General features: G+C 57.3%; 18 protein-coding genes. 6 read left to right on the top strand and 12 right to left on the bottom strand.

Going from position 1 to position 25,252, the window contains the following annotated elements:
- Positions 1 to 12 precede the first annotated feature (12 nt).
- The 4 genes from AC1DNI_RS20960 to AC1DNI_RS20945 are packed head-to-tail and all read right to left on the bottom strand — an operon-like array spanning position 13 to position 5,906.
- The gene (locus AC1DNI_RS20960) at positions 13 to 1,071 is read right to left on the bottom strand and encodes a response regulator (protein WP_477693293.1); all 1,059 of its coding nucleotides are present in this window, start codon (positions 1,069 to 1,071) and stop codon (positions 13 to 15) included.
- A gap of 7 nt (positions 1,072 to 1,078) precedes the next feature.
- Complete coding sequence (locus AC1DNI_RS20955) at positions 1,079 to 1,642, bottom strand: chemotaxis protein CheB (protein WP_477693292.1); 564 nt, start codon at positions 1,640 to 1,642, stop codon at positions 1,079 to 1,081.
- Positions 1,642 to 2,481, bottom strand: coding sequence for a CheR family methyltransferase (locus AC1DNI_RS20950; protein ID WP_228020308.1), 840 nt, complete (start codon positions 2,479 to 2,481; stop codon positions 1,642 to 1,644). Before AC1DNI_RS20950 ends, AC1DNI_RS20955 begins: the two co-directional genes overlap by 1 nt.
- The gene (locus AC1DNI_RS20945) at positions 2,478 to 5,906 is read right to left on the bottom strand and encodes a response regulator (RefSeq protein ID WP_477693291.1); all 3,429 of its coding nucleotides are present in this window, start codon (positions 5,904 to 5,906) and stop codon (positions 2,478 to 2,480) included. Before AC1DNI_RS20945 ends, AC1DNI_RS20950 begins: the two co-directional genes overlap by 4 nt.
- A gap of 779 nt (positions 5,907 to 6,685) precedes the next feature.
- On the opposite strand from AC1DNI_RS20945, the gene AC1DNI_RS20940 reads away from it, so the two are divergent.
- A complete protein-coding gene (locus AC1DNI_RS20940; RefSeq protein WP_477693290.1) occupies positions 6,686 to 7,990 on the top strand; it encodes a PQQ-dependent sugar dehydrogenase in 1,305 nt (434 codons plus the stop codon).
- 88 nt (positions 7,991 to 8,078) lie between these two features.
- On the opposite strand, the gene AC1DNI_RS20935 is transcribed toward AC1DNI_RS20940, so the two are convergent.
- On the bottom strand, positions 8,079 to 8,741 hold the full coding sequence (locus AC1DNI_RS20935; RefSeq protein ID WP_477693289.1) for a hypothetical protein: 663 nt from the start codon (positions 8,739 to 8,741) through the stop codon (positions 8,079 to 8,081).
- 100 nt (positions 8,742 to 8,841) lie between these two features.
- Positions 8,842 to 9,192 carry a hypothetical protein gene (locus AC1DNI_RS20930; protein ID WP_162737289.1) on the bottom strand — a complete coding sequence of 117 codons (351 nt, stop codon included), beginning with the start codon at positions 9,190 to 9,192 and terminating at the stop codon, positions 8,842 to 8,844.
- Between the two features lie 219 nt (positions 9,193 to 9,411).
- Between AC1DNI_RS20930 and AC1DNI_RS20925 the strand changes: the two genes are divergently transcribed.
- Positions 9,412 to 10,335, top strand: coding sequence for a LysR family transcriptional regulator (locus AC1DNI_RS20925; protein ID WP_477693288.1), 924 nt, complete (start codon positions 9,412 to 9,414; stop codon positions 10,333 to 10,335).
- On the opposite strand, the gene AC1DNI_RS20920 is transcribed toward AC1DNI_RS20925, so the two are convergent.
- The 5 genes from AC1DNI_RS20920 to glf all read right to left on the bottom strand — a co-directional run bounded on the left by AC1DNI_RS20920 (position 10,298) and on the right by glf (position 18,911).
- Complete coding sequence (locus tag AC1DNI_RS20920; protein ID WP_477693287.1) at positions 10,298 to 11,035, bottom strand: SDR family oxidoreductase; 738 nt, start codon at positions 11,033 to 11,035, stop codon at positions 10,298 to 10,300. The two genes, AC1DNI_RS20925 and AC1DNI_RS20920, sit on opposite strands and share 38 nt — an antisense overlap.
- A gap of 208 nt (positions 11,036 to 11,243) precedes the next feature.
- Positions 11,244 to 13,493 carry a glycosyltransferase family 4 protein gene (locus AC1DNI_RS20915; RefSeq protein ID WP_477693286.1) on the bottom strand — a complete coding sequence of 750 codons (2,250 nt, stop codon included), beginning with the start codon at positions 13,491 to 13,493 and terminating at the stop codon, positions 11,244 to 11,246.
- Entirely contained in the window at positions 13,486 to 14,034 is a 549-nt protein-coding gene (locus tag AC1DNI_RS20910) for a zinc-dependent alcohol dehydrogenase (protein ID WP_477693379.1), read from the bottom strand. Before AC1DNI_RS20910 ends, AC1DNI_RS20915 begins: the two co-directional genes overlap by 8 nt.
- A gap of 568 nt (positions 14,035 to 14,602) precedes the next feature.
- Positions 14,603 to 16,666: a glycosyltransferase gene (locus AC1DNI_RS20905; protein WP_477693285.1), complete on the bottom strand. Its 2,064-nt coding sequence runs from the start codon at positions 16,664 to 16,666 to the stop codon at positions 14,603 to 14,605.
- Positions 16,659 to 18,911 (bottom strand): UDP-galactopyranose mutase, encoded by a 2,253-nt coding sequence (gene glf / locus AC1DNI_RS20900; RefSeq protein WP_477693378.1) that lies wholly within the window; start codon positions 18,909 to 18,911, stop codon positions 16,659 to 16,661. Before glf ends, AC1DNI_RS20905 begins: the two co-directional genes overlap by 8 nt.
- Before the next feature lie 652 nt (positions 18,912 to 19,563).
- Between glf and AC1DNI_RS20895 the strand changes: the two genes are divergently transcribed.
- The 3 genes from AC1DNI_RS20895 to katE all read left to right on the top strand — a co-directional run bounded on the left by AC1DNI_RS20895 (position 19,564) and on the right by katE (position 23,076).
- Positions 19,564 to 20,181 carry a Type 1 glutamine amidotransferase-like domain-containing protein gene (locus tag AC1DNI_RS20895; RefSeq protein ID WP_477693284.1) on the top strand — a complete coding sequence of 206 codons (618 nt, stop codon included), beginning with the start codon at positions 19,564 to 19,566 and terminating at the stop codon, positions 20,179 to 20,181.
- Between the two features lie 225 nt (positions 20,182 to 20,406).
- Complete coding sequence (locus AC1DNI_RS20890; protein WP_477693283.1) at positions 20,407 to 20,907, top strand: YciE/YciF ferroxidase family protein; 501 nt, start codon at positions 20,407 to 20,409, stop codon at positions 20,905 to 20,907.
- A 48-nt stretch (positions 20,908 to 20,955) separates the two neighbouring features.
- Entirely contained in the window at positions 20,956 to 23,076 is a 2,121-nt protein-coding gene (gene katE / locus AC1DNI_RS20885) for a catalase (RefSeq protein ID WP_477693282.1), read from the top strand.
- An 83-nt stretch (positions 23,077 to 23,159) separates the two neighbouring features.
- Here the strand turns inward: katE and AC1DNI_RS20880 are convergent, their stop codons facing one another.
- A complete protein-coding gene (locus AC1DNI_RS20880; RefSeq protein WP_477693281.1) occupies positions 23,160 to 23,984 on the bottom strand; it encodes a phytanoyl-CoA dioxygenase family protein in 825 nt (274 codons plus the stop codon).
- A 160-nt stretch (positions 23,985 to 24,144) separates the two neighbouring features.
- Here AC1DNI_RS20880 and AC1DNI_RS20875 point away from each other — a divergent pair, with 160 nt between their 5' ends.
- Positions 24,145 to 25,074 carry an adenylate/guanylate cyclase domain-containing protein gene (locus AC1DNI_RS20875; RefSeq protein WP_477693280.1) on the top strand — a complete coding sequence of 310 codons (930 nt, stop codon included), beginning with the start codon at positions 24,145 to 24,147 and terminating at the stop codon, positions 25,072 to 25,074.
- Positions 25,075 to 25,252: the final 178 nt, after the last annotated feature.

The raw sequence follows: 25,252 nt of genomic DNA, 5'->3' as shown, positions 1-25,252 counted from the left end.
ATCGACTCGGCTTCAGACAACCAGACTTGCCAGCGGCACGCTCAGCGACAAAGTGAGCCCGTCGGCCCGCCAGTCGCGCGTAATTGTGCCGCCGAGACCGCGTAGCGCCGCGGTTTCGAGCGTCGTGCCGAAGCCAGCCCTATCGGGAGCCGGAGAAAGGACGCTGCCACCGCGCTCATGCCACGTCAGATGAAGCTGTTCGTCGGCCGCGAAAACATCGACCGTCAGTTTCCCTGCCGGGGAAGATAGAGCGCCGTATTTCGCGGCATTCGTCGTCAGCTCATGCAGGAGCAGCGCAAAGGACGTCAGTGCCTGCCCCGTCAAGGGAGCGTCCGCGCCGGTGATTGTAATGCGTGAATCGGCGTCATGATCGTGCGGCGCGACAATGGCCTTGAGCAACGCCGTTACGGTGGTGGCGGTCTGTGCACCGTCACTGTTGCGCGAGAAGTCGGGCAAGGTCAGTTCATGCGCCCGCGCCAATGCGTGCATGCGCGACCTGAGGTCCGTCTCGAGTTCGGCAACGCTTTTGGCGGGACGGGCGCTCAAGGAGATCAGCCCGGCCGCAAGGGTGAACAGATTTTTGATCCGGTGGTTGATCTCCTGCAGCAGGATGTCCTTGTGGCGCGCTGCCTCCTTGAGCGCATCAGCTTGCATCGCCAGCTCGTCCCGCTGCGCTGCCAAATGCTGCCGCTGCCGATAGAGCTCAAAAAAAACGTCGACCTTGCTGCGCAGGATGTCGGGCTCGATCGGCTTCTGAATGAAATCGACCGCCCCCGCCTCATAGCCGCGGAACCGGCGCTGATTATCCCCCGTGCCGGCCGTCACGAAAATGATCGGAATGCGACGCGTACGCTCGTTGCCACGCATCAGCTCCGCGAGCTCGAAACCGTTCAGCCCAGGCATCTGAACATCGACCAGCGCCAGCGCGACGTCATGCTCCAGCAGAAGCTCGAGAGCCTCGTCGCCCGACCGGGCCTTCAACAGGAGAATGTCTTCCCGCCGGAGCAGCGCCTCCAGCGACAGCAGGTTTTCCTCAAGGTCGTCGACCAGCAGAAAAGGGACAGGTTCCATGCTTGCGTCAAACCTCTTTCAGATATTGGGCGATTGCCTCAAGCGACATAACCCGGGCGCTTGGGCACATTTGAATGGCGGCTTCGGGCATCGCAGCGGCAAAGGCGGTTTCGGGATCCTGAACGAGACCCCTACCGCCTGCGTCGATGACGGCCCGCAGTCCGGCAGCGCCGTCGTGATTGGCGCCGGTCAGTACGATGGCGATCATCGTGGGGCCATAGGCATCGGCAGCACTCTCGAACAGCACGTCGATCGATGGGCGAGAAAACAGAACCGGCTCATCGCTCGAAAGCGAGAGACACCTGTCGACTTCAATGAGGAGATGATAGTCCGGCGCCGCAAAATAGATCGTGCCGCCGACGATCGGCTGCTTGTCCTCGGCCTCATGTACCGGCAGCATGCATTTGGCCTGGAACAGTTCGGCCATGACGCTGCGCCTGTCTGGCGGTACGTGGACGACCACGATGACAGGCAAACGAAAGCTGGCGGGGAGCGCTGTCAGCACGACCGAAAGGGCTTCCACTGCCCCCGCCGACGCACCGATGACGATGGCTTCGGGTTGAACGGACATTATTCGGCCCGCCTCTGGTAGATTTTCTCCTCCCGCACGAAGTCGGCGAAAGCGTTCGCGTGGCGAGAAAACCGCAGGTTCTCCTTGGAGCCAAGCCCCAGGAAACCTTTTCGAACAAGCGAATCCTTGAACAGGCCAAGTGCATGGTCCTGCAGGCCGCTATCGAAGTAGATCATCACATTGCGGCATGAGATGAGATGCATTTCGGCGAAAACGGCGTCCGTGACCAGGCTATGGTCGGAAAACACGACGTTCCGGCGCAGCGATTTGTCGAAGGACACGCGGCCATAGGCCGCCTGATAGTAGTCGGACAGCGACGATTTTCCGCCCGATTTCCGATGGTTCTCGGTAAAGAGCGCCACCCGGTCGAGGGCGAAAATGCCCGCCTCGGCAGCCTGCAGCGCCTCGTGATTGATGTCCGTAGCGTAAAAGATCGTGCGGTCTTCGAGCCCTTCTTCACGGAACAGGATAACGAGCGAGTAGAGTTCCTCGCCGGTGCTGCAGCCGGCGATCCAGACCTTGAGTGAAGGATAGGTCCGCAGGTGCGGCACCACCTTCTCACGCATTGCCTTGAAATAGCTGGGATCGCGAAACATCTCGCTGACCTGCACGGTCAGGTAGCGCAGGAGCCGCGGCAACAGCGCAGGATCGTGCAACAGGCTCTCCTGCAGGGCGGAAAAGGTCGCAAAGCCCAGTTGCTGGCGCGCTTGTTTAAGCCTGCGCTTGATCGACGCCATCGCATAGTTGCGGAAGTCGTAGTGGTACTTGAGGAACAGGGCCTCAAGGAGGAGCCGGATCTCGATGTCTTCGATCTTCTCTGGCACGGTGACTTCGGTCATTTGGGCATCCAGACGCGGACCAGCGACAGCAGCTTCTCCACATCAAGTGGCTTGGCCATGTAATCGTTGGCGCCGGCCTCTATGCAGCGCTGTTGATCGTCCGGCATGGCCTTGGCGGTGAGCGTGATGATCGGCAGTTTCTTCCAGGCCGGGTTCTTACGGATCTCGCGGGTAGCCGCGAGCCCGTCCATTACCGGCATCATGACGTCCATCAGCACCAGCTCGATCGGTGCACCGGATTCTTTCTGCAGCACTTCGATGGCCTCACGGCCGTTTCGGGCGATATCGACGATGGCGCCACGTGGTTCGAGGATATTGGTGAGCGCGTAGACATTGCGCACGTCGTCTTCGACCACGAGTATCCGGCGCCCTTCGAGGAGGGCATCTCGGTTACGGGCCCTGCGGATCATTTTCTGCTGCTCCGCCGGTAGCTCGGCAATGACCTGATGGAGGAACAGGCTTACCTCATCAAGCAGGCGTTCGGGGGACTTGGCGCCCTTGATGATGATAGATTTGGAGTAGCGCCGCAGCCTCTGCTCGTCGTCCGCCGATAGTTCCCGGCCCGTGTAGACGATGACCGGCGGGAAGGCATAGGCGCTCTCCTGGCTGAGCGTCTCAAGCAGCGAGTAGCCCGAAGCATCTGGCAGGGACAGGTCCAGCACCATGCAATCGAATGTCTGATCCTTCAAAAGGTCGAGGCATTCGGCGGCCGTGCCGGCAGTTTGTGTTTCGACGTCTCCCGCCTTCAGAAGCTTAGCCACGGCCTCGCGCTGGACCGGATCGTCCTCGACGATCAAGACGCGATGCACGCGTTGTGACAGCTTGGTTTCGAGCTTTTGCAGAACCTGTGTCAATTGTTCGCGTGTCACGGGCTTGGTTGCGAAGCCGACTGCGCCCAGGGAATAGGCGGTTTCGACCTGATCGGTCGCCGACACCATATGAATGGGGATATGACGCGTTTTGACGTCATGCTTGAGCCGGTCGAGGACCGCGAGCCCGGACTGGTCCGGCAGGCCGACATCCAGCACGATAGCGCTGGGCAAGTATTGCTTGGCGAGGCGCAATGCCTCTTCGGCCGTTCCGGCCACGATGGACTGGAAGCCCATGTCGCGCGACACGTCGCGCACGATCGCGGCAAAGGTGTCGTCGTCCTCAATGACCAGCAAAATGCGCTTGGCCTCCGTCAGCGCATCGCGATCATCGTCGACCTTGCGCGACGGACTTGATGGCGCTGCGGGCCGAGGGGCCTCCGGCTGCTGACGGCTCAAGGCTACCGGAACGCCCGCCAGCGGCTCCCGCGGCGCGACATTTGCGGGACTGTAGCTTTCGGGAATTGTAATAGTGAATGTGCTGCCGCGCCCCGGCTCGCTCTCCAACCCGATCGTACCACCGAGGAGACGCACCAGCTGTCGAGAGATCGATAGGCCAAGTCCGGTGCCACCATACCTGCGGCTGATGGTACTGTCGGCCTGGTGGAAGGCTTCGAAGACACTGCGCTGCTGCTCTTTGGCGATGCCGATGCCGGTGTCAGACACGGCAAACGCTACATTGCTGTCGCCGGCGGTATGAATCGAGAGCCGGACTTGTCCAGCTTCGGTGAACTTGATCGCATTGGAGAGCAGGTTCTTGAGCACCTGTTCGAGCCGCTGCGCATCCGTCTCGATCGTCGCAGGGGCATCCGCCGCAATGTCGATGGCAAAGTCGAGCTTTTTGTCCATGGCGAGAGGCTGGAAAACCTGCCGGAGATTATTGGCCAGGCGCTCAACCGAGAGCGTCTCGGGGCGCATCTCCTCGTGGCCAGCCTCGATTTTCGACAGATCGAGGATGTCGTTGATGAGGTTCAAAAGATCATTGCCGGACGACTGAATTGTCTTGGCGAATTTGACCTGCTCTTCTGTGAGGTTGTCGTCCGGATTGTCAGCAAGCAGCTTGGCGAGAATCAGGGAGGAGTTGAGCGGCGTGCGCAACTCGTGTGACATGTTGGCGAGGAAGTCCGACTTGTACTGGCTCGCCTGTTCCACCTCGCGCGCCTTGGTTTGTACTTCCGCGTTGGCGCGTTCGAGATCGTCCCGCTGTCCCTCCAGCTGCTGGGCCTGTTCCTCGAGCTGGGCATTGGTCTGTTCGAGCTCGACTTGCTGCTGCTCGAGGCGAGCCTGCGATTCTTTCAGGGCGCGGCTCTGCTCCTCCAGCTCCTCGTTCGAGACCCGGAGTTCCTCCGACTGGGTCTGCAACTCCTCGGACTGTCGTTGGGTCTCTTCGAGGAGGTTTTGCAGTTCGCCCCTATAGGTGGCCGACCGCACCGCGATGGCGACCGCTTCCGAGGCGCGGTCGAGAAGCGCGATGACACGCTCGTCTACCGGCTGCAGGAAGCCGAGCTCGATAACCGAATTAACGATGCCATCGACGCTGCCTGGAAAAATAACCAGATGCTTCGGCTTGTCCTTGCCGAGCGCGGAGCCGAAAGCAAGGTATCCATCCGGCACCTCTCCGACCACCATGAATCTGGCTTCCGCTACTGCCTGACCTAGCAGCCCTTCGCGCGGCTTGAAGGCGCTCGGCACGCTTGCCTCCTCGGGAACGCCGTAGACAGAGGCGCGCTGAAATTGACCGCCACCGCCGGTGAAGACGGCGCCGGCAACGGCACCTACATAGAGCGCCAGATAGTCGAGAATGCTGTTGCCGAGTTGCTCAACAGGTTGGTCTCCCATCATGGCCGAGGTCAATCCGACCTGACCCGATTGCAGCCATTCGTCGCGCCGGCGGGCCAAAGTCGCCCTGCGGATCAAAAAGCCGATCGTGGCGGTCAAGGCAATACCAAGAATCCCTGAGAATAATGTGCTGAGGAAGGCCGTCTTCTGAGCGCTCGCCATCTCGGCAAGCCGCTGGCGACGGACTTCGCCCTCCCCCGCCGATATGGCCGCGATCTGCGAGCGGATCCCATCCATTTCGATTTTGCCGCGATCGGAATTAACAATAGCAAGTGCCGCGTCCAGACCTTGGGTGCGCCGAAGCTCGTTGGTTTCGGCGAGTTCTGCGAGCTTGGCTTCGACATGTTGTCGAAGCGTGACCAGCCTTTGGCCCTGACCCGAATTGCCGGCGGTCCGCTGGCCGATCTCATCGAGTTTCTTCGGTATGGCCTGAAGCGCCGTGTTGTACGGCGCCAGATATGTCTCCTTGTTGGTGAGCAGGAAACCACGCTGGCCAGTCTCGGCGTCTTGAACAAGCGACAACAGCTCATCCAGAGTGACAATGGCGACGTGCGTTTGCACAACGCGTTCATTGCCTTCGCGCAAGGCCTGAAGATTGAAATAAGCCACAAGCCCGCTAAGAATGAAAAAGACGATCGCGACTGCGAGGCCAAATGCAACGCCGGGATCGAGGCCCAGGGCGCGCCCGGAAATTTGCGGCATTCGGCTCTGGTTCATAGCAGCTCTCGTCAGCGTTAGAGCCCCCGGAGGGGAGAATAATGGAGTCGTCGGACCACTTTCTCCCGGAGGAGCGGGTCAGCCAACGAGCGAAGTTGGATAGCCAAACCGATGTCTTCGCTCACTTCCGTTTGGGAACGGTCGCGCCCGCAAAAACGCCGACAGCTATTTGGTGTCAACAGGCAATATCAGACACAGCTCTGACGTGTATAGTATTTTATAGGTGACGCGAGCAGAAACACCTTTCGACCGTAAGGAGGTAGTAGCGGCATCTTCGAACTGTCCAATGGTCAAATCACTCGGATAGAATAGATCGGTTTTGCGATACTAGTCGCGAGGGGGTTTAGCCGCTCGGGCTGCACGCTCTTCGCTTTCTTCGAGTCGCTCGAGCAGCTCTTTGAACCTGCCATTTGTTGGAAGAGGCGGGGCACTCGCACTGCGCACAACATCCTGGAAACCACGCTGTAAGACCTGGTCTCTTATGTTTTTGCGGCGCTTTTCCTTATCGTCGGTCAATGATCTCGTCCCTCTAAGCGCATAAGAGATACGGCGAATACAGGTTCCATAGCGAGTAGGGAATTTGATTGATTCGAATTTTGATGGTTCCAGTCCTATATTTCTGGCCATGTATGAAGATCGGTCTGATCTCGGCGCCTTCGCCGATTCCTTCCGTAACCTCTTCCCTCACCTTGATATTTTTTCCGCCCCCTCTAGTGCTGGGCGCGTAAAGGCTTTAGCGTCCGGGCTCCCCTTATCTCCCTCATAACAAGAGACGATCCATGGCCGAGTCTTCCCCGTTCGCCCAGTTTATTGCCTTTGTCAGCAGAGGCGTTGCTGCCATTCGACATTCTGGGGATGGCGATCGAGCGCCCGTCTATGGCACAGCGCCGGCCATTCCGGAGGCCAAGCCGCAAGGGAGGATACCGACGTTGAAGATGCCGACGGCGAAGGGCTGGGAAGGCGAGCATAAGCCGACGGCCGCGGCGGGGCTAAAGGTCAATGCCTTTGCGCGCGGGCTGGTGCATCCCCGCAATATATATGTGCTGCCCAATGGCGATGTGCTTGTGGCTGAATCCATGGGCGAGACAGGAAATCCACGCACCTTCTTCGACCATGCCATGTCGGCCACGATGCAGAGGGCGCGCGCTTCCGGCGACAGCCCCAACCGTGTCACCCTGCTGCGCGATGCCGACGGCGACGGGGTGGCCGAGGAAAGTCACGCCTATATCGAGAACGTGCGGCAGCCCTTTGGCATCGCGCTCGTTGGGGAGACGCTTTATGTCGGTGCCAGCGACGCGCTTCTGGCCTATCCCTACGAGGCGGGCGCGACCAGAATCTCCAAACCATCCAGAAAGCTAATGGACCTGGTGCCCGGCGGGCATTGGACGCGCAATCTGATTGCCAGCAAGGATGGCACCAAGCTTTACGTTGCCGTGGGGTCTTTGAGCAATATCGCCGACGCGGGCATGGCTGCCGAAGAAAACCGCGCCTGCATTCACGAATATGACCTCATATCGGGGCGGTCCCGTATTTTTGCGGGTGGACTGCGCAATCCCGTGGGCATGGCCTGGGAGCCCGAGGAAGGGATGCTTTGGACAGTCGTCAATGAGCGCGACGGCCTCGGCGATGAGACACCGCCAGACTATCTGACATCGGTAAGCGGCGGCGGGTTTTACGGCTGGCCCTATTGCTATTGGAACCGGGTGGTGGACGATCGGGTGCCGCAGGATCCCGCCAAAGTGGCCTCGGCGCTGCAGCCCGATTATGCGCTGGGCGGGCATACGGCCTCGCTGGGTCTTTGCTGGCTGCCCGAGGGCACACTGCCGGGCTTTCCGTCGGGCATGGCCATCGGGCAGCACGGATCGTGGAACCGCTCGAAACTCTCGGGCTACAAGCTGGCATTCGTGGCCTTCGAGAAGGGCAAGCCCGTGGGAATGCCACGTGATATTCTCACCGATTTCCTGTCGCCGGATGAGAAATATTCCTATGGCCGCCCGGTCGGAGTGGCGCTGGCTGCCGACGGCGCTGTGTTGATGGCAGACGATGTGGGCGACGTCATTTGGCGCGTTACAGGCGCGGAGTGACAAGGAAAACCTTCCCGCGTGTTTGAACGCATTCGCCTGATATCAGATCATCGGCATTCGGCCTCAGGTGGCACGCATAGAGAATCCCTCAATCTGGCAGCATGTAATCAGCCACGCTGTAACAATGACTCGCCTGATAAGCGTTCCGCCCTCGGTTCATATGCGTCAGATTGAACGTGCGAATGGCGCTCACCACGCGGCGGCTGGCAAGGAACTCTCGGATCGCGACCGAGCCGTGCACATTGATGCCGAAGATGTCCGCACCACGTGGGAAGAAATAACTGACGTGCTCCGGCATCGCTACACTTTGCTCGAGAAAGCGTTCGTCCACTCGGCTCGGCGAGGCCGAACGATCTGTAGTGAAATCCGAAAGATGCACGATGAATCGGGCGCGGATGTCTTGGCCGTGGGCATAGAGCGTGAAAAGCTCCATCCAGCTTGCATTGACGCGTACGAGCGGCTGGTCCGAGGTCGACGGCAGACAGGAAACCGACCAGTAGTAGCGCTCGGTCCTGCGCGGTATCGGAATGCAGTTTGGACCGTATAGTCCAAGAAGCGCCAGTACTTCCCCTACTTGCGGGCGACCAAGGAGCTTCTCAAAGCGGGCGACATATTTGAAGCGCTGTTCCAGGGACTCCGAGCGGTCGCTCGTGTCTGGCAAGTCAATCTTGCCCGCTATCCAGTCGCGCTGCTGTTCAAGGTCAAGGAATTGCCGCACGCCAACGGTTCTCGGGCTTGAGGTCGCGCCCATATCAGACGTCCTGCGAAATTCGTCTGCGCGTCATCGTGTTCCTGCTAAGGCGTTTGCGAGAGTAAGCATCGCGCCATCACGTATGCGACCAGGGCGAAGGCTAGGACGCGGGTTCGGTGACGAAGGGCATGATATCCACACCGTCTCCTGGAAAGACGGTGAAATGCGGGTGGTTCTCAAAGAGACGGGCGGCGGCCTCGATAGTCTCGGCCTCAACGACGATATAGCCGCAGAAGGGATTAACCGCGCCGGCGATGCCGTCCTTTGTCACACGCGTCGTCTTGCCGACCATGCCGCCACGATCGGGGAACGAGGCGGCGTTTCTCGCCTCCCAGTCCGTCCACTGCTTAAACCCGACGGTATCGATCGCGTCCTGCTCCTGTTTGGGCAGGCTGCGAAAGCGGGCGACATCTTCGGGCTTCATGGTGTAGACGGCGAGAAAGCGGGGCATGCGGCGCGCTCTTCGTGATGGCGAATGGTATCCGAGCCTAGCCTCTCTGCTGCTCGAAGTCACGCCCGTATTCGCAACGTGAAGACGCCCGCTCACTAGATCAGATCACGATGTCCGCTTGCGCAAAAATAGAACGTCCTTCATCACGTCAGACGGTCGCCTGCGAACAACCGCTCGTATAGGCTCATTGTCCAATTTTCCCGATAAGCGGAGCTGATAATGAACCCACGCCAACTGAAAACTTTCCTAACGGTCGCACGGCTTGGCAACCTCACCCGCGCTGCCAAGGAATCGAACCTCGCGCAATCAAGCCTCAGCGACCAGATGCAGGCACTCGAGGCAGAATTGGGCGTTCAACTTTTCGAGCGCTCTCGGTTGGGCGTGATCCTGACATCCTCGGGCGACGTACTAAGGGCCTATGCCGAGGAAATCATGGCGTTGAACGACGAGGCGAAGGCCGCAACCCGTGCCGCGGCGCAACTCCAGAAATCCGCGCTTAGGATCGGCACGCTCGAGACGATTGCGGCCGAAAAGCTCGCTGTCTTCCTCTCGCGCTTTCGGCACGTGAACCCGAATATCGACCTGACACTGAAAATCGGGGGCAGCGGCGAATTGCAGCGCCAACTGGAAGAAGGCTCGATCGACATGGCAATCACATTCGATCGAGGCCTTCGCGACGAACGTTTCGTCGGGCGCCTGCTTTCGCGCGAACCACTGGCGTTGATAGCGGGCGGTAATTCTAAGGCCGTAGCGCCCGAGAAGCTTGAGGATCTGATCCACCTGCCCTTCATCGCTACCGAAACGGGCTGTGTCTACCGCCATCTCTTCGATCAGGCATTTGCCGACGCCGGCATCGCCGCGCCGCGCATATCCACACAGGCCGACAGTATCGCGACAATCATGCGGCTCGTTGCATCCGGCGCCGGCTATGGCGTCGTGCCCCGCCTCGCGCTCGGCACGGATGCGAAGCAAGGCACTATCAGGATCCTGCCTTGGCCAGGTGCTACCCCCACCACCTCGCTGATCATGGCTTGGCGGCGTCGGCGCATCCAGCCGGCGGCGCTATCCCTGATACTTGCTGCGGCGAGCCAGGATCTGGGTTCGCTCAGATCAGTCGATGCCCGCCCTCGACATGCAGTATAGCACCAGTGGTAAAGCCGTTGCCGATGAGGAAACGGATCGCATCGGCAATATCCTCTGGCTGACCGACACGGCCCGCCGGCAGACGTTTTGCCATCGCCTCCAATGTTGCCTGCTTGGCCTCACCCGCAACGAAACTCCAGATAGGCGTATCGACCCATCCGGGCGACACGGCATTGATGCGCAATGGCGCAAGCTCCACCGCGAGCGCCCGCACCAAGCCTTCCAGGGCCGCATTGACGGCTGCAACGACCGAACCGCGCGCTGCCGGCCGATATGCCGCCACACCGGATGTGTAGGTGATCGAACCCGAAGGTGGCAGGCTTGGCGCACCGTATTTCGCCAGCAACAAAGGCCCGTAAAGCTTGCTCTCTACCACCCGTTGCGCCGCCGATATCTGCAAGTCCGGCAGAAGCTGGTAGGCGCCCTCGATATCCGCCGCGGTGCTGACGATGTGGTCAACTGGACCGCGATCCAGGAAGAAGGCGGCTACTTCCTCTTCGCACGATATATCAAGGATCGCGGTCGACAGCCCGGAATGATTACCGAGTTCCCGCTGCGCCGCCGTCAGTTTTTCTCCACTTCGGCCGGCAATCGTCACACACGCTCCTTCTGCAAGCAACCGCCGCGCCACCGCCAGCCCCATGCCCGAGCTGCCACCAACAACGATAATTTCTGCGTCTTCGATTTTGATATGAGTCATCTGTCGTCTCCTTGCTCGCTGCAAGAGATGCACAGGACGGTGCGCAAAGAAAAACGGAAGAAACAGATGGGGTCACCGCTTTTTCCGATGACAGAGACGGGACAAAGTTTGTACCTGCGCGATGGCAAGTTGTTCAGAGTTTATCACCACATCAACATACACTTGGCCGCTAGATTGAATCACGGCATTCGCGTGACTTGCGCATTAATCAATTCTCAAACCGAAGGCTCTGCCTTGAAAGTTCCTCGGCGAGCGGTAAATGCACCGTTCGCGTGTGATCCCAAGAAAGCAGGCCATTCTCGCACGGCCTGTCGTCATCCCAGCCAAGATGATTGATGATCGGATAAAGGCAGATGCCCTCAATAGGAACGCCAGCCCGCATAGCCTCATTTACCTCGTCGCCCATATAGGCAAGCCACGACGCGCGCCGGTCGCCTTCTATTCCAGTCTCCGCAACAAATATGGGGCGTCCATAGCGCGCATAGGTCTCGGTGAGAAAATATCGAAACGGCTTATACCGGGAATGGCCCGTGTCGATCGTTTCGCCCCCATACAACCATTGGTTGTTTGAGTAATAATTCACGCCGATAATGTCGAGATATCTGTTATCCCCGCCAAGCTGCGGCCAGGCGCGCCCGCACAACATGTCCCATGCCTGGAACTGCGCTTGACGATGGCCTTCGGCAATAGATCGTTCATGGGGACGCGATGGATCGTGAGGGATATTGATCACGGGGTCACAGTGAACGAAACGCGCGCGTGCATCGACCTCCAGAATGGCATCCATCGCAGCAATTGCAGCGCGAGCGAGTTGAACCTTGAGTTCGAAGCCGCGCCTGCTCCCAAATGGATTGAGATAGCCGGCGTCTCCCCCGGCCCATGCAAGGAATGAAATCTCGTTGATTGGAGAATAAAACGGGGTTTCGTCGCTCTCACCACGAATGAGACCGGCGGCAGCTTTTGCAAATCGCGCAAACTTGCCGACGAACTCCGGGCGCCACGGATCGATGTGATCTGGCCAGCCATAGTGAAGCAGATCCCATATTACCTGGGTGCCGGAGTTCGCTGATGCCCGAACCAGCGGAAGTGCGCTGGACCAATCGTATTGTCCCGGCGAATTTTCGACGAGATGCCAGCGAAAGCCGTCCCTGACCGTTCGGATATTGTAACGGGAAACGAGATTATAATCTTGTTCTGCCATGACGTCGTGGCCCGTCGATGCGATCAGGTCAAGACGTTTGCCCGGGATCCCGGTTTCGCGAGCGCGCAAGCGGTGTGTAGAACACTCGAAGCCTGCCTGCATGAATGAAGCGAATATACCCGAACATATGCCGCGCGGTCGCTCGGCGAGGACTTCTCGAAACAGCCGGAGCCACATGGGTACCACTGCTTCGACACTGTATTTGCTTTCTACTCGCCGGCGCAGCGCTGCGCCTGTCTTTACCCGCGCTTCCGGCGAATTTGACAGCATGAGAATTCTTGCCGCGGCGGCCGCCGGATCGTCATGCGGCACAAAATAGCCCGACGTTCCGTCCGTGATTTGTTGAATGCTCCCATTATCCGCAGTGGCCACGACCGGCAACGACGCCGCCCCCGCTTCAGCGATCACATGCGGCATGCCCTCGCCCGTCGAAAGCCACGCGAAGATATCCATCGCGGCCATCAGGTCGGGAACGTCGTCGCGATCCCCAAGAAATGTCAAAACCGTGTCGAGGCCGCGTTGTCGCGCCAGGTCTTTGAGCTCGACTTCGTAATCCGGCATGAAAGCGTCCGGACCACCCACAACGATGAAGCGTGTTTTCGGATTACTGGAATGCACAATCGTGGCGGCCTCGATGAAGTTCTCCACCTTCTTTTTCCGGTCCAGACGACCCACCCACCCTATCAGGACATCGTCTTCGCCAAGTTTTAACATCGCGCGGACGGATGGCCTTACGCTTGGCCGAAATGCCGTGAGGTCAACCATTGAAGGTATCTCGAGAGCGTGATGCGGCCGCCCTGGCATCTTTGACGCAGCAGCATCGCGAATGGTCCGGCAGACACCTACATACCGCGCCGTGAAGTGTTTGGGTCCGGCCAAAGCCTCGGACACCAACCCGCCGTGCTCGATCAGCGGTGGACGCAGATGCAAGCGCTCATACGCTGGATAGATGTCGGCGACATTTTGGCAGGAAATGACAATGTCATAGTTCGGGATTTTCGACGCGAGATAATCAATGGTGTCTTCGAAAGACAGCTCGTAAGGTGTTGTGTCGACGTCGATCCCCGCCGCAATTAGCTGGTCGCGCGTCTGCTCCGTCATTCCGGGTCGATGAAAGCAGGCAACGACATCTACAATATAACGCTTTGGATCAAGGTGACGCGCAAGAAGGCGCACTTCTGTTTCCTCACCCCCGACGACGAGCCAGGCAAACACGAACAGGAGACGGACCGGGGAAGGTGCGTTCGCGTCAGACATCAGCTTTGAATACCACCTGGATGAAGTCGCGGCGCCGGCTCGAAAGATCGTTCAAAAACTTTGCCCCGTCATCGAATGGGATGACGTCGGTGATCATGTGTTCCAAAATCAGCGGTCCCTCACGCTGCAGCATCACGATGGTTTCGCGGGCAAGCCGGCGGCGATCCCACCGATGCGACAAGCCGCGGGGGACGCGGTTGATCTGCGCACATCGTATATTGAGGCCGTTGTGGTGAAATTCTTCTCCGAGGCGCAAGGCTTTCGCGCCATCCTGGTAAAATGCAAGGTCTATAACAGTTCCCTGCGGGCGGAGGGCTTTCAATGCAATATCGAGGCTTTTTGAATGGGCGCGCGTTTGAAAGACGAAGTCGGCGCCCCTGTCGCTGCCGCCATGGTGCCACGATCGTTTGGCGTGTTCAGATAGCTGTTCTTCGCTCATTGCCTTAAATCCCATCGCCTCAGCCTTTGCCCTGCGAAACGGTGACGGATCGGCAACGATGATATCGGCCGCGTCGCAATGGCGGGCGAAGAGCGCAGTCATCAAGCCGACCGTGCCGGCTCCCATTACGATGACAGGACGCCCTTCGATGCCTTGTCCCAGTCGGGCGATATCTTGCCCTGCGGTCTCGGCATCGGCGTGCAGGATGCCGTTGGCGGCGATTGGCCCCATTTGGGCAACGAAGATTCCAAGTATCGGCTCGAGACTATCCGGAAGCTTCACCAATAATTCCGAATCCGGATTGGCGATATGTCCGGATTTGTGGCCGTACGTTGTGGCGACAATGTCACCTTCCTTAAAATCCGGCACTTGCGAACGGGAAATGCGAGCGACCTCCATGTATCCGAGGAAGGGAACTGGATAGCGCAAAGCGGGCTCGCCGCAGATAAAGGCGCCCCGTTCGGCATCAAAGCGGCTATGGAAGAATGGGTTGGTGTTTTTCAGAAACGTGAGTTCGGTTCCCGCTGAAAGGCCACTGAAAAGCGTATCAAGCTGAAGCTGTTCGCCATTTGGTGGTTCTTCCTCATATTCGAAGTAGTAGGCGCGTTCCGGGGCTTCAATACCCAAAGAGCGAATGGACCGACCGTAGGACATTGCGTTCGTTCTCCGGCTAAATCGTTACGGTTTGGCAGGTGCGCATCGAATCGCTTATTGCAAGCGCCACACGATGGGTTTGAAGTGCATCCCGGTATCGGCAGCGAATATTGTTGGGTCTTCCTTTCACTGCGTCGATGAAGTGGCGATCCTGCAGCAGTACCGGGTCTCCCCCAGCGGTTCGGGAGGGGCGTCCGGCGCCAACGTCAACCATGATGTCGCGCTCGGACAATTCGATTGCCAGTCCGTCTGCGAAGAGGTGCAGCCCGATGCGGTGGCCCCAACGCAACAGGCATGTCGAACTTATCGTGCCAACGGCCCCGGTTGCGAACCTGAGACTTGAGACCGAGGCAGTCGCCACATCGAGACCAGGGAAGTCGGCCCTTTCGAGGTGATTGGATAACCCTGAAACCTCGGTGATATCACCCACGAGATAGCGGGCAAGATCGATGATATGGGTGGCTTGTTCGACAATCTGTCCGCCCGCTGCAGCTTCCTTCCACCACCAGCGCGGCGGAGGCGTCTGATCTAGCCAATAGCCTGCCACCAGTTGCGGCGGTTTACTAATCAGCAGGTTGCGTGCTTCTTCCACTGTATCGAGATATCTCCAGTGATAGCCGACCGCGGTGACAAGGTCTTCGGCAAGGCAAGCGACTTCTTCAGCGGTCTCGATGTCGAGTGACAGTGGCTTTTCGACGAAAAATGGAATTCTGCGCTCTGCGAGCTCCCGCTCGATATCGCCATGCGCAAAGGGCGGAACACAGACAAATGCGGCGTCGATCTCGCATTCCGCCAGCATCGACAGCGCGTCAGGAAAGCCACGCATACCAAAGACGCTAGCGGCGCTGTTGGCCCGTTCCAGATCGGGGTCCGCGAGTCCTACCAATTGCACATCATCGAAACCGGAGATGATATCAAGGTGGCGTCGGGCAATTCCGCCCGCGCCTATGAACCCGATTCGAACAGTTTCCATAGTTGTCTTTCTCCGGATTGGGGACCCTTGGGGCAGATGCCGCAAGTAGATGCTTGCTGTTTCGGCAGCCATGCGCTCTGCGCTGAACTGCGCGCGGTACCGGCGTCGTGCTGCCTTGGCGGTCGTTTCACCAAGGTCCGGACGGGACAGGGCAAAACACACCATCTCGCCAAGCCCAACCGCGTCGGTCGGGCAAAAATAGAAAGGATGGTCTTCTCCAAGAGCGTCGCAATTCCCGCCCACTTTCGAGGCAACGACCGGAACCCCGGCCGCCATCGCCTCAAGCACAACGAGGGGCAGCCCTTCGAAAAGCGAAGGCAAAACAAAAAACTCAGCAATGCTCATCAGATTGCCGATGTCGCTGCGCTGGCCAAGGAACCGCACGTGCTTGCCCACACCCAGATTGTCAGCGAGCGAACGTATCGTGTCGAGCTGCGGCCCCTCGCCCGCCGCGAGAAGCAGGACATCAGGATGGTTGCAAACGATTGCCGGAAGCGCCTCTATCAAAATTGCATGATTTTTCTGCTGCGTGAACCTTGCCGTTGTCAGCAGCACCCGCGCCCCTTCAAGTTCGAGATCTTCAATTATGCTTTTAGGCGGTCTCGTCGTCTCAAGCGGATAAACGCCGTTGAAGACCGTCGTCAGTTCAAGGCCCGTTATTCCGTTTTCGCGGTAGCTTTGCTCCGACGCTTTTGAAACGACGACGATTTGGTCGATATTGGCTATTCCCTCAAAGTAGCGTTCCTTTTGTTCGTCATCCGTCAGGACATACGGCAGGTGTTCCGTACGGATCACTGGCAATCCAATGGCAAGGGCCGCGCGGGCAAGATCGTGTCCCTCCCAACCGATGCCGGCGTGAACATGAAGCAGGTCGACGCGAGCCCACGACAGCCAGGTGGAAAAGTCGCGATCAAGGACTTTTACCGCCATGCCGTATTGCTTTGCACGGGCCATCATCGGCCTGCCGCGGGATAAGCCCGGCAGCGCCAGCGTCATTTCGAAACGATCCGACAGCGCGCGACCCAATGCCAGCATGTGCTCGCCCATGCCCGACGGATCAAGACTATCTGTCGCGAGGACGATGTGGGCTTTCGCACAATCAAGCATTCGATGCCTGATCGGCGCTTCGCATCGGGTCTACATGTCCGGCCTGCTGCATCAAGCGTTTGAAAGTGGCCAACGCCTGACCAACGACCTGATCCATATTGTAGTATTTGTACGTTCCGAGCCTGCCGACAAAGCTTACATCGGATTGTTGCTTCGCTAACGCTTCATATTGCTTGTAGATCGCTTGGTTTTCAGGACGTGGGATCGGATAATAGGGATCACCATCTGCGCAAGGCGTTTCGTAACAGATACTGGTCTTCGGATGTGACTGGCCGGTGAGATACTTGTATTCGGTTATCCGCGTATGGGGGATGTCTTCGGACGGAAAGTTGATCACGGCCGCATCTTGAAACCGTTCTCTATCTATTGTCTGGTGCAGGAAATTCAGGCTGCGGTATGGAAGTTTTCCCAAACGAAAGTTGAAGTATTCGTCGATCGGCCCCGTAAATATCGTATGGCTTGCCAGGCGCAGATCCCTCAACTGTTCAAAATCGGTGGCGAGCTCGATCGTAATTCCTGGACGGTCGAGCATATTTTCGAACATTCGTGTGTATCCGTGGAGAGGCATCACCTGAAATGTATCGAGAAAATAACGATCGTCGTCGTTGGTGCGCGTCGGAATGCGGGCTGTGACCGATTTATCAAGTTCCGACGGGTCGAAGCCCCATTGTTTGCGGGTATAGCCCTCAAAAAACAGTTCATAGAGTTCGTCGCCGACTTGGGCCCGCACAACGTCTTTGGCCGTTTGGATCGTCTCTATTGCTTGCGCTTTGCTCAGGAGAAAGGCTGCGGTTTCCGCGTCGGACGAAAGGCGCAAATCATAAAGCCGATTGAGCGTGGTGCGGTTGATAGGAACCGGCAATAATTGGCCGTTCACACTGGAAAGCACACGGTGTTCATACGCTCGCCATTGTGTGAACCGCGAAAGATAGTGGAATATTTCTTCGCTGTTTGTGTGAAATATATGAGGCCCGTATTTGTGAACGAGAAGGCCGTCTTCATTGTAGTAGTCGTAGGCGTTTCCGCCCACGTGAGACCGGCGATCCGAAATGAGCACTTGGTGGCCGGCTGACGCGAGCCTTTCCGCCAACACTGAGCCGGCAAACCCTGCACCCACTATCAGATAGTCAAAAGGGGGCTTGCCAGGGTTTGCTATCGAGAAGACCCGATTGTCGCGGCGTTTCTCTCTGCCAAGCGGGTGTCCTTTCTGCTCAATTACCTCCTCTACGATGGCCTGCATGCGTTGCTGGATACTGTCCCATGACATCTCGCCCAGACGTGCATCGATCGCGGCAATCCGCCTCGCGTCGCCTTTCGGCAACTTGAGAGCCTTGCGGCAGGCGGCTACGAATTCGCTCGGTGTCGCGGCGGTAAGGACGCCGTCGACATCGCCGTAATGACGAACTACGTCGGTGATTTTCGTGCTGACGACCGGCCGGCCGGAGGCAAGATATTCGGGCGTCTTGGTGGGGCTGATGAACCGCGTCGATTCATTGAGAGCAAATGGCATAAGGGCCACATCCCACCCCGCCAGGTAAGCGGGCAGCTCAGCATAATCCTTCTGCCCGAGATAATGGATGTTCGGCGCAACGGGCAGTTCGGCCTTGTCGATCTTGGCGACGGGTCCGACAAAAATAAAGGAGCATTCGGGAAGCTCGCGCGCTGCAAAGGCAATCAGTTCAAGATCAAGCCGCTCGTCGATGACCCCGTAAAATCCAAGTCGGGGGCCTCCAATAACCGCCTGGTCAACGGGAGTAAAGAGAGGATTTCGTGCCGCCTTGAAGTGATCTGTTTCAACCCCCGACGGAAAGGGATGAATGTTTTCATGGAGAAGTCGTTTTGACTCGTAAAGGCTAAATCCACCGGTGAAAACGACATCAGCGTGGCCTATAAGAAAACGCTCCATATGCTTGAGTTCAGAAGGGGCAAACTTGAAGCTCGCCAACTCATCCATGCAATCATAAACGATTGCCGCACCGTCAACGTGCCGGGCGAATGCAAACATCATCGGCGTATAGAACCAAAGGATGGGTTTGGCCGAACACAGAAGCAGGATTATCTCGTCGAGTATTTTCGCCAACGCCGCTTCGCGCCGGGCATTGTCCCAATCTCCGGGTATGCGGGGCCGGATCGACTTTATCGGAGAGTCGTTAAAACTATGGATCTCGAAATATGCCAGGTGGTGATCGGTAGGTATGTATTCTTCGAAGAAAAACACCTGCCGTTGGTTGGCGAACCGCTCCATCAAATGCTGGGGGCGCTGTCGAACCGAGTCCCATCGCAAGTGTGAAAAGCAGATAATCGGGCCTTCCAGAACCGGCAACATGTCGGCGGAAAATTGACGGTTCACATTGGACCAAAGCATATTCGCTCCTGTTGGTTGTCTAGGCCTAACGACCGCTTGCTTTCAATGTTCCTGTCGGAGTGAAACTTTCTGTGAGAAGCGATTAGCCCTCGCAACCGTTCGACCGTGTGTTGCCAAGTCCAGTTATTCTGCACCTCGCTCCTCGGTGAAAATTGTTCGCTGCGGCCGAGGATTTCCGTTATGGCCAGATGGAAGCTGATAACGATCATGGATGTCATTCAACCTCTCCCATTGCGCGCTTTCAGCCACGAGGAAAGCAAACTGGAAGACTCTCGAGATGTTCCGGCCCCTTACGTTTTGTCCGAAACCGTACGGCATGATCGTTTGACCGACTTGGGTCGGGCGGTGCCACTATCGCCGCCCTCCAATTTTAGTCTCCGGCGGCGATTGACGGAATTCGGTCACAGGAAAGCAAAACGTTCCGCGACAAGAAGGACGGCTGCATCAAAGTTGTGCTCAATCCCTGATCGGAGAAGCTGATCTCGAGCGAAACGGGTTGCTCCTCCAAGAACAATCAGTTTTGTTAGACTTTATGAAAGCACAGGAATTACTGCTGGCCTCTGAACTCACGTCGGGTTTTCCGAAGATCCGGACGATCCTTGCAGACAGATTTGCGGGCACAAAAATCATGATCGTTCCGACGGCGGCCTATGGCGAAGGATGGAAGCCGGACTATGAGAGCCACTATCGCCCCTTTGAACAAATGGGCTTCGAGGTGATTGAATACGACCTCGTCGGCAAGACCCCGGACGAGGTGAAGGCAGCGCTGAATACGGTCGGCGCAGTCTACATGAGCGGAGGCAACACATTCTATCTTCTGCATCATATGCGCAAAAGCGGCTTCTTTGACCATGTGCGGGTGCGGATTAGCGAAGGACTGGTCTATATCGGCTCCAGCGCCGGCTCGATCGTTGCGACACCGGACATCGGTTATGCCGACGCGCTGGATGACCGCTCAAAGGCCGAGGAAACCAACGATATCGGCCTCAATCTGGTGAATTTTTCGATCCTGCCGCATATGGATCATGCCAGCTTCAGCGCTCTGGTTCAGAAGACCTACGCAGCCTTCGAAGGCAACGGCACAATGTGCCTCGGTCTCAACGACGATCAGGTTATTCACGTTGTGGGCGACTCATTCAAGATTATCTGAGACAAATCGCACCTATCCAGCGCCGCGCTTAAGCGAGCCTTGCAGGCTGGGGTTGGACTCGGACGGTCGGTTCCACAAGGTGCGCCGACCGCCGCTACCGCAGTGCAGGTGGCAACCTGGCGCTGCGCTCGAATGTCCCTCGGAAAATTAAGTCAGATCTAAACTTGTCTGCTGCGGAACAAGAGCCCGACCCACCTGTTAAGTAACTACAACAGGAGAGGTGAAATGATGCAATCCAAGATGCTGGAAGATCTTTATTACGACGGATTAAAAGAAATTTACTACGCTGAGCGGAAAATCCTCCAAGCGCTGCCAACAATGTCAGCTGCTGCAAAATCCCAGGAACTTAGCGCGGCGTTTCAAAAGCACTACGATCAAACGCAGGTTCACGTTGATCGTTTGGATCAAGTTTTTGAATTATCCGGCAAACCCGCAAAAGGTAAAACTTGCCCTGCGATTGACGCGCTTATCGAGGAAGGCAATCAGATTATCGCCGATTACAAGGACAGTTCTGCACTGGACCTAGGGCTCGCTGCCGGAGCTCAAGCAGTCGAGCATCATGAAATGGCCCGATACGGCGCTTTGAAAAAGCTCGCGATGCTGCTGGGTCTAACCGATGCGGCCGATTTACTCGAGGCCACGTTGCAGGAGGAAATCCAGACGGACGCCGATCTGGATGCTCTCTCCGACACCTTGGGATCGGCAAAAAAGAAATCATCAAAGTAAAATCCTAAAAATACTTTGCCGATCAAGCAGGCAATTCAAGGAACACACATGTCCAAGACCAACAAATCCGATCCCAAAAACGAAGCCACGATCCACGATCAAAAGTTACGGCGGGGCGCCGGCGGCGAACTCCATCAGGAAGCCGCCGGTGATACACCCATACTGACCACAGCCCAGGGGGGACCCATCTTAGACGATCAAAACTCGTTGAAGATCGGGGATCGCGGGCCCACCTTGCTGGAAGACTTCCACTTCCGCGAAAAGATCTTTCACTTCGATCACGAACGCATCCCCGAACGTGTCGTGCACGCTCGCGGATATGGGGCCCACGGGTATTTCGAGACATACGACACTTTGTCTTTGGCGGAATATTCCCGAGCCGACATCTTTCAACGTCCGGGAGAAAAAACACCGGCGTTTGTTCGCTTTTCAACAGTCGCGGGCAACAAGGGTTCATTCGACCTTGCACGCGATGTGCGCGGGTTCGCAGTTAAACTTTATACGCAAGAGGGCAACTGGGATTTGGTCGGAAACAATATTCCGGTGTTTTTCATTCAGGATGCAATCCGGTTTCCCGACATGGTTCATGCGGTCAAGCAAGAACCGGACAGGGGTTTTCCGCAGGCCCAGTCAGCCCACGACAACTTTTGGGATTTCATCAGCCTGACGCCGGAAAGCATGCACATGATCATGTGGGTGATGTCGGATCGGGCGATCCCGCGTTCCTTCCGTTTCATGGAAGGCTTCGGTGTTCATACCTTCCGCCTGGTCAACGCCAATGATGAATCGACATTCGTAAAGTTCCACTGGAAGCCAAAGCTTGGCTTGCAGTCGGTGGCATGGAATGAGGCGGTCAAGATCAATGGTGCCGATCCCGATTTCCATCGGCGCGATTTGTGGGACGCCATACAGTCCGGCGCCTTTCCGGAATGGGAACTTCAGGTCCAGCTTTTTGACCAGGATTTTGCCGATGCTTTCGACTTCGACATTTTGGATGCGACCAAGATCATACCTGAAGAAATTCTGCCGCCGATACCCGTTGGCCGTCTCGTGCTCGATAGAATGCCTGACAACTTCTTTGCCGAGACCGAACAAGTGGCGTTCATGACGCAGAACGTTCCCCCAGGGATCGATTTTTCCAATGATCCGTTGCTGCAGGGTCGGAATTTCTCCTATCTCGATACGCAGATAAAGCGTCTTGGCGGACCAAATTTCACACATATTCCAATCAATGCACCCAAATGCCCGTTCAATAATTTCCAGCAGGACGGCCACATGGCCATGCGCAATCCGACGGGCCGCGTCAATTACCAACCGAACTCCTGGGGAGTAGGTCCGCGCCAGTCGCCCGAGCGAGGCTTCCGGTCATTTGCCGATGGAGAATCCGGTCAGAAGATCAGGCTGAGGGCCGAGTCCTTTGCAGATCACTATAGCCAGGCGCGACAGTTTTTCATCAGCCAGACCCTGCCCGAGCAGAAACATATCGCCGCCGCGCTGACGTTTGAACTCAGCAAGGTCAAAACCCCGGTAATTCGCGAACGTGTTGTCTCACATCTTCTCAATATCGACGATTCGTTGGCAAGCAAAGTTGCCCAAGGACTTGGACTTGAAACCATGCCACAGGCCGCGGACGCCGCTATGCCCACCAGGCAGGATCTCGACCCCTCCCCAGCGCTAAGCATCGTGAACCGAGGTCCGAGGCGGTTCGAGGGACGAAAGCTCGGCATTCTGTTGACGGACGGGTTCGATGCGGCAATCGTCAAGGAACTGCAAGAGGCCATTGTCGCCGAAAAAGCGGTGTTTGAAATTATCACCCCCGTCGTTGGGGGAGTTCGCGGCAGCGATGGTACACTGATAAAAGGTGACCAGATGATCGATGGTGGGCCATCGGTGTTATATGACGCAGTGGCCATATTGCCTTCCCTTGAAGGTGCGGCCGCTCTTGTCAAAGAATCCACGGCCAGGGATTTCGTCGCCGATGCTTTCGCACACTGCAAATACATCGGTCACAACGACGCCGCCCTGCCTTTATTCGATAAGGCCGGTATTGCCGGCGACCTTGATGAAGGGGTGATCCTCTTATCGGATGGCAAGGATGTCGCGACCTTTATTGCGACACTGGGCAAGCTACGCCTGTGGTCACGCGAGCCAAATGTTAAAATGAAATGATAGGCCCTGACCGCGGCGCAGTTGAAGCGCCGCGGTCAGTTGGGGATGCAAATCGTCCTTAGCTGGCATTGCAATCGTGTGGTTCAGACCGGATCGGCTCCCATCACCAATCCTTCGATGTCGTGCTTCTGCGTCACCGGCACCAACTCATCGACGACCCGGCAGACCAAATGCCTTTTCACCGAGTCCGGCAAGCTTTCAAAATAGCCCTTGGTCACCATGAGATCGTGCAGTTCTGCGTGGCCCGCTCCCGGGGCGTCCACGCCAAGGACCATGACTGGCCGCGCTATTGGAGAGGCGTGTTCCGTGCCACGGTGCACCGTTAGCGCCGAACGACAGGAGACGTCGCCAAGCTGCGGGAACTTGCGCACTGCTTTTGTCTGAAACTCCGGCCATACGGTCTTTGCTGGAAACATCTCGTGTTTCCACTCGCGACCGTCGATATATTGTGTTCCGGGCGCAATTTCGAACGGGCCCATATCCTCGGTAACATCAACGCCTGTCAAATTAAACGCAAGCGATGTTATGCGCCGCTCGACATAGGTGTCGACAGGCGAGGGAAAGTCCCGATGCCATGGCTGGAATTTCGCGCCTTGAAATGGGACATCAAACCCGATCTCAACGATCTGATAATCCTGGCCAAGTACATTTTCGCACATCGCAGTGACCCAAGGATGCGTGACCAGATCAACGAACCCGCCGAACTCCTCGGGATGAATTTCGACATACCACCGCCGCGGACCACGTCCGACAGCTCCACCCGGCCGCTGTATTGCAGACCAAAAGGCGGTCATCATGTCTTCGCGCATCTGTTCAGCCCACGCGCGGGGAAAGGCTGATTTCTTGCCGACGATTCCATCGGTCTTCAAGGTCGACACATCGTGTTGAATGTTACCGGAACTGTCCATTGCCCCTCCAGGCGCGCCAAAACATGCGTATGCTCGTTTTGATTTATATCAATGAGCATCCCATAGGCCTGGCGGAACCACAACCTTTCACAATCGTTTCAGGGAGCACGCCAACCATCCCAAAACCAGCCTGGCCGTGCAGACGGAGCGCGTTGAGATCATGGCCATGGAAGCACCTCCGCTCGATCGCAAGTTGATTGCCATCCTTGCTGCCGATGTCGAGGGCTATTCACGGCTCATGCACGAAGACGAGGAAGGCACCCTTGCGACGTTGTCATCGCACCGGGCTATCATCGATGAGATTATTGCGGCGGGACGCGGCGGGATATCCGGTACGGCTGGCGATAGCGTACTCGCGGAGTTCGGCAGTATCGTCGACGCCGTTAACTGTGCAATTTCCATTCAACGGTCCCTGACTGCAGCCAATAAATCCCTTCCCCAACAGGCGCAAATGCTCTGGCGGATCGGGATCAATGTCGGCGACGTCATGGTCAAGGATGGCGGCATCTTTGGTGACGGTGTCAACGTCGCATGCCGCCTTGAGGCACAGGCGGAACCCGGCGGTATTTGCGTCACGCGCGGTGTGCGCGATCACCTGCGTGACAGGGTGGACTACCAGTTCGAGGATCTTGGTGAACACGCCGTAAAGAATATCGCGCGCCCCGTTCGGATTTTTCGTGTCTGCTTCGATCCCGAGGCAAGCCCTGATCTTCTCGATGTTCGCGCCATGCCCTCAAGGGGAAGCATTGAACTATCCGACGACAGCAACACGATCAAGGGCACGTCTAACCAAGTGGAACTTACGTTCTGGCAGTCGATAAAGGATACTAAGGATCCGTCGGAATACGAGGCTTACCTTGAGCAGTTTCCCGAAGGTGAATTTGTGGCGCTGGCTCGCGCCCGCCTGGCAAAAGCTGAGGAACCAGAGGCTGTCCCCGCTGAGGACCGGGCCGTGGAACTCGAGTTCTGGAACTCGATAAAAGAGAGCAACTCCCCGGCCGCGTTCGAAGCCTACCTTCAAAAATATCCGGAAGGTGAGTTCAAAAGTCTGGCTGCAATTCGCCTGAGGGAAATTTCGGAGATTGATTGATTACTGTGGGAATGGCCGACGCGCCGGGTGGACAGTTGTGTCGTTTGATTGCATCTCCCATCGAAGCCGGGATCGCGCCGAGGATTCGGGCCAGAGGCCACCGGGATGACGAAGGGTGCAAAGCTGCAGGGCGAAAACCGAGCTGGTTGTGATCCAGGCCGCCAACCCCTCGACACAA

The organism is Phyllobacterium sp. 01N428, assembly GCF_056399405.1.
The sequence above is the reverse complement of the archived record's forward strand: the minus strand, read 5'-3'. Positions and strand labels throughout refer to the sequence as shown.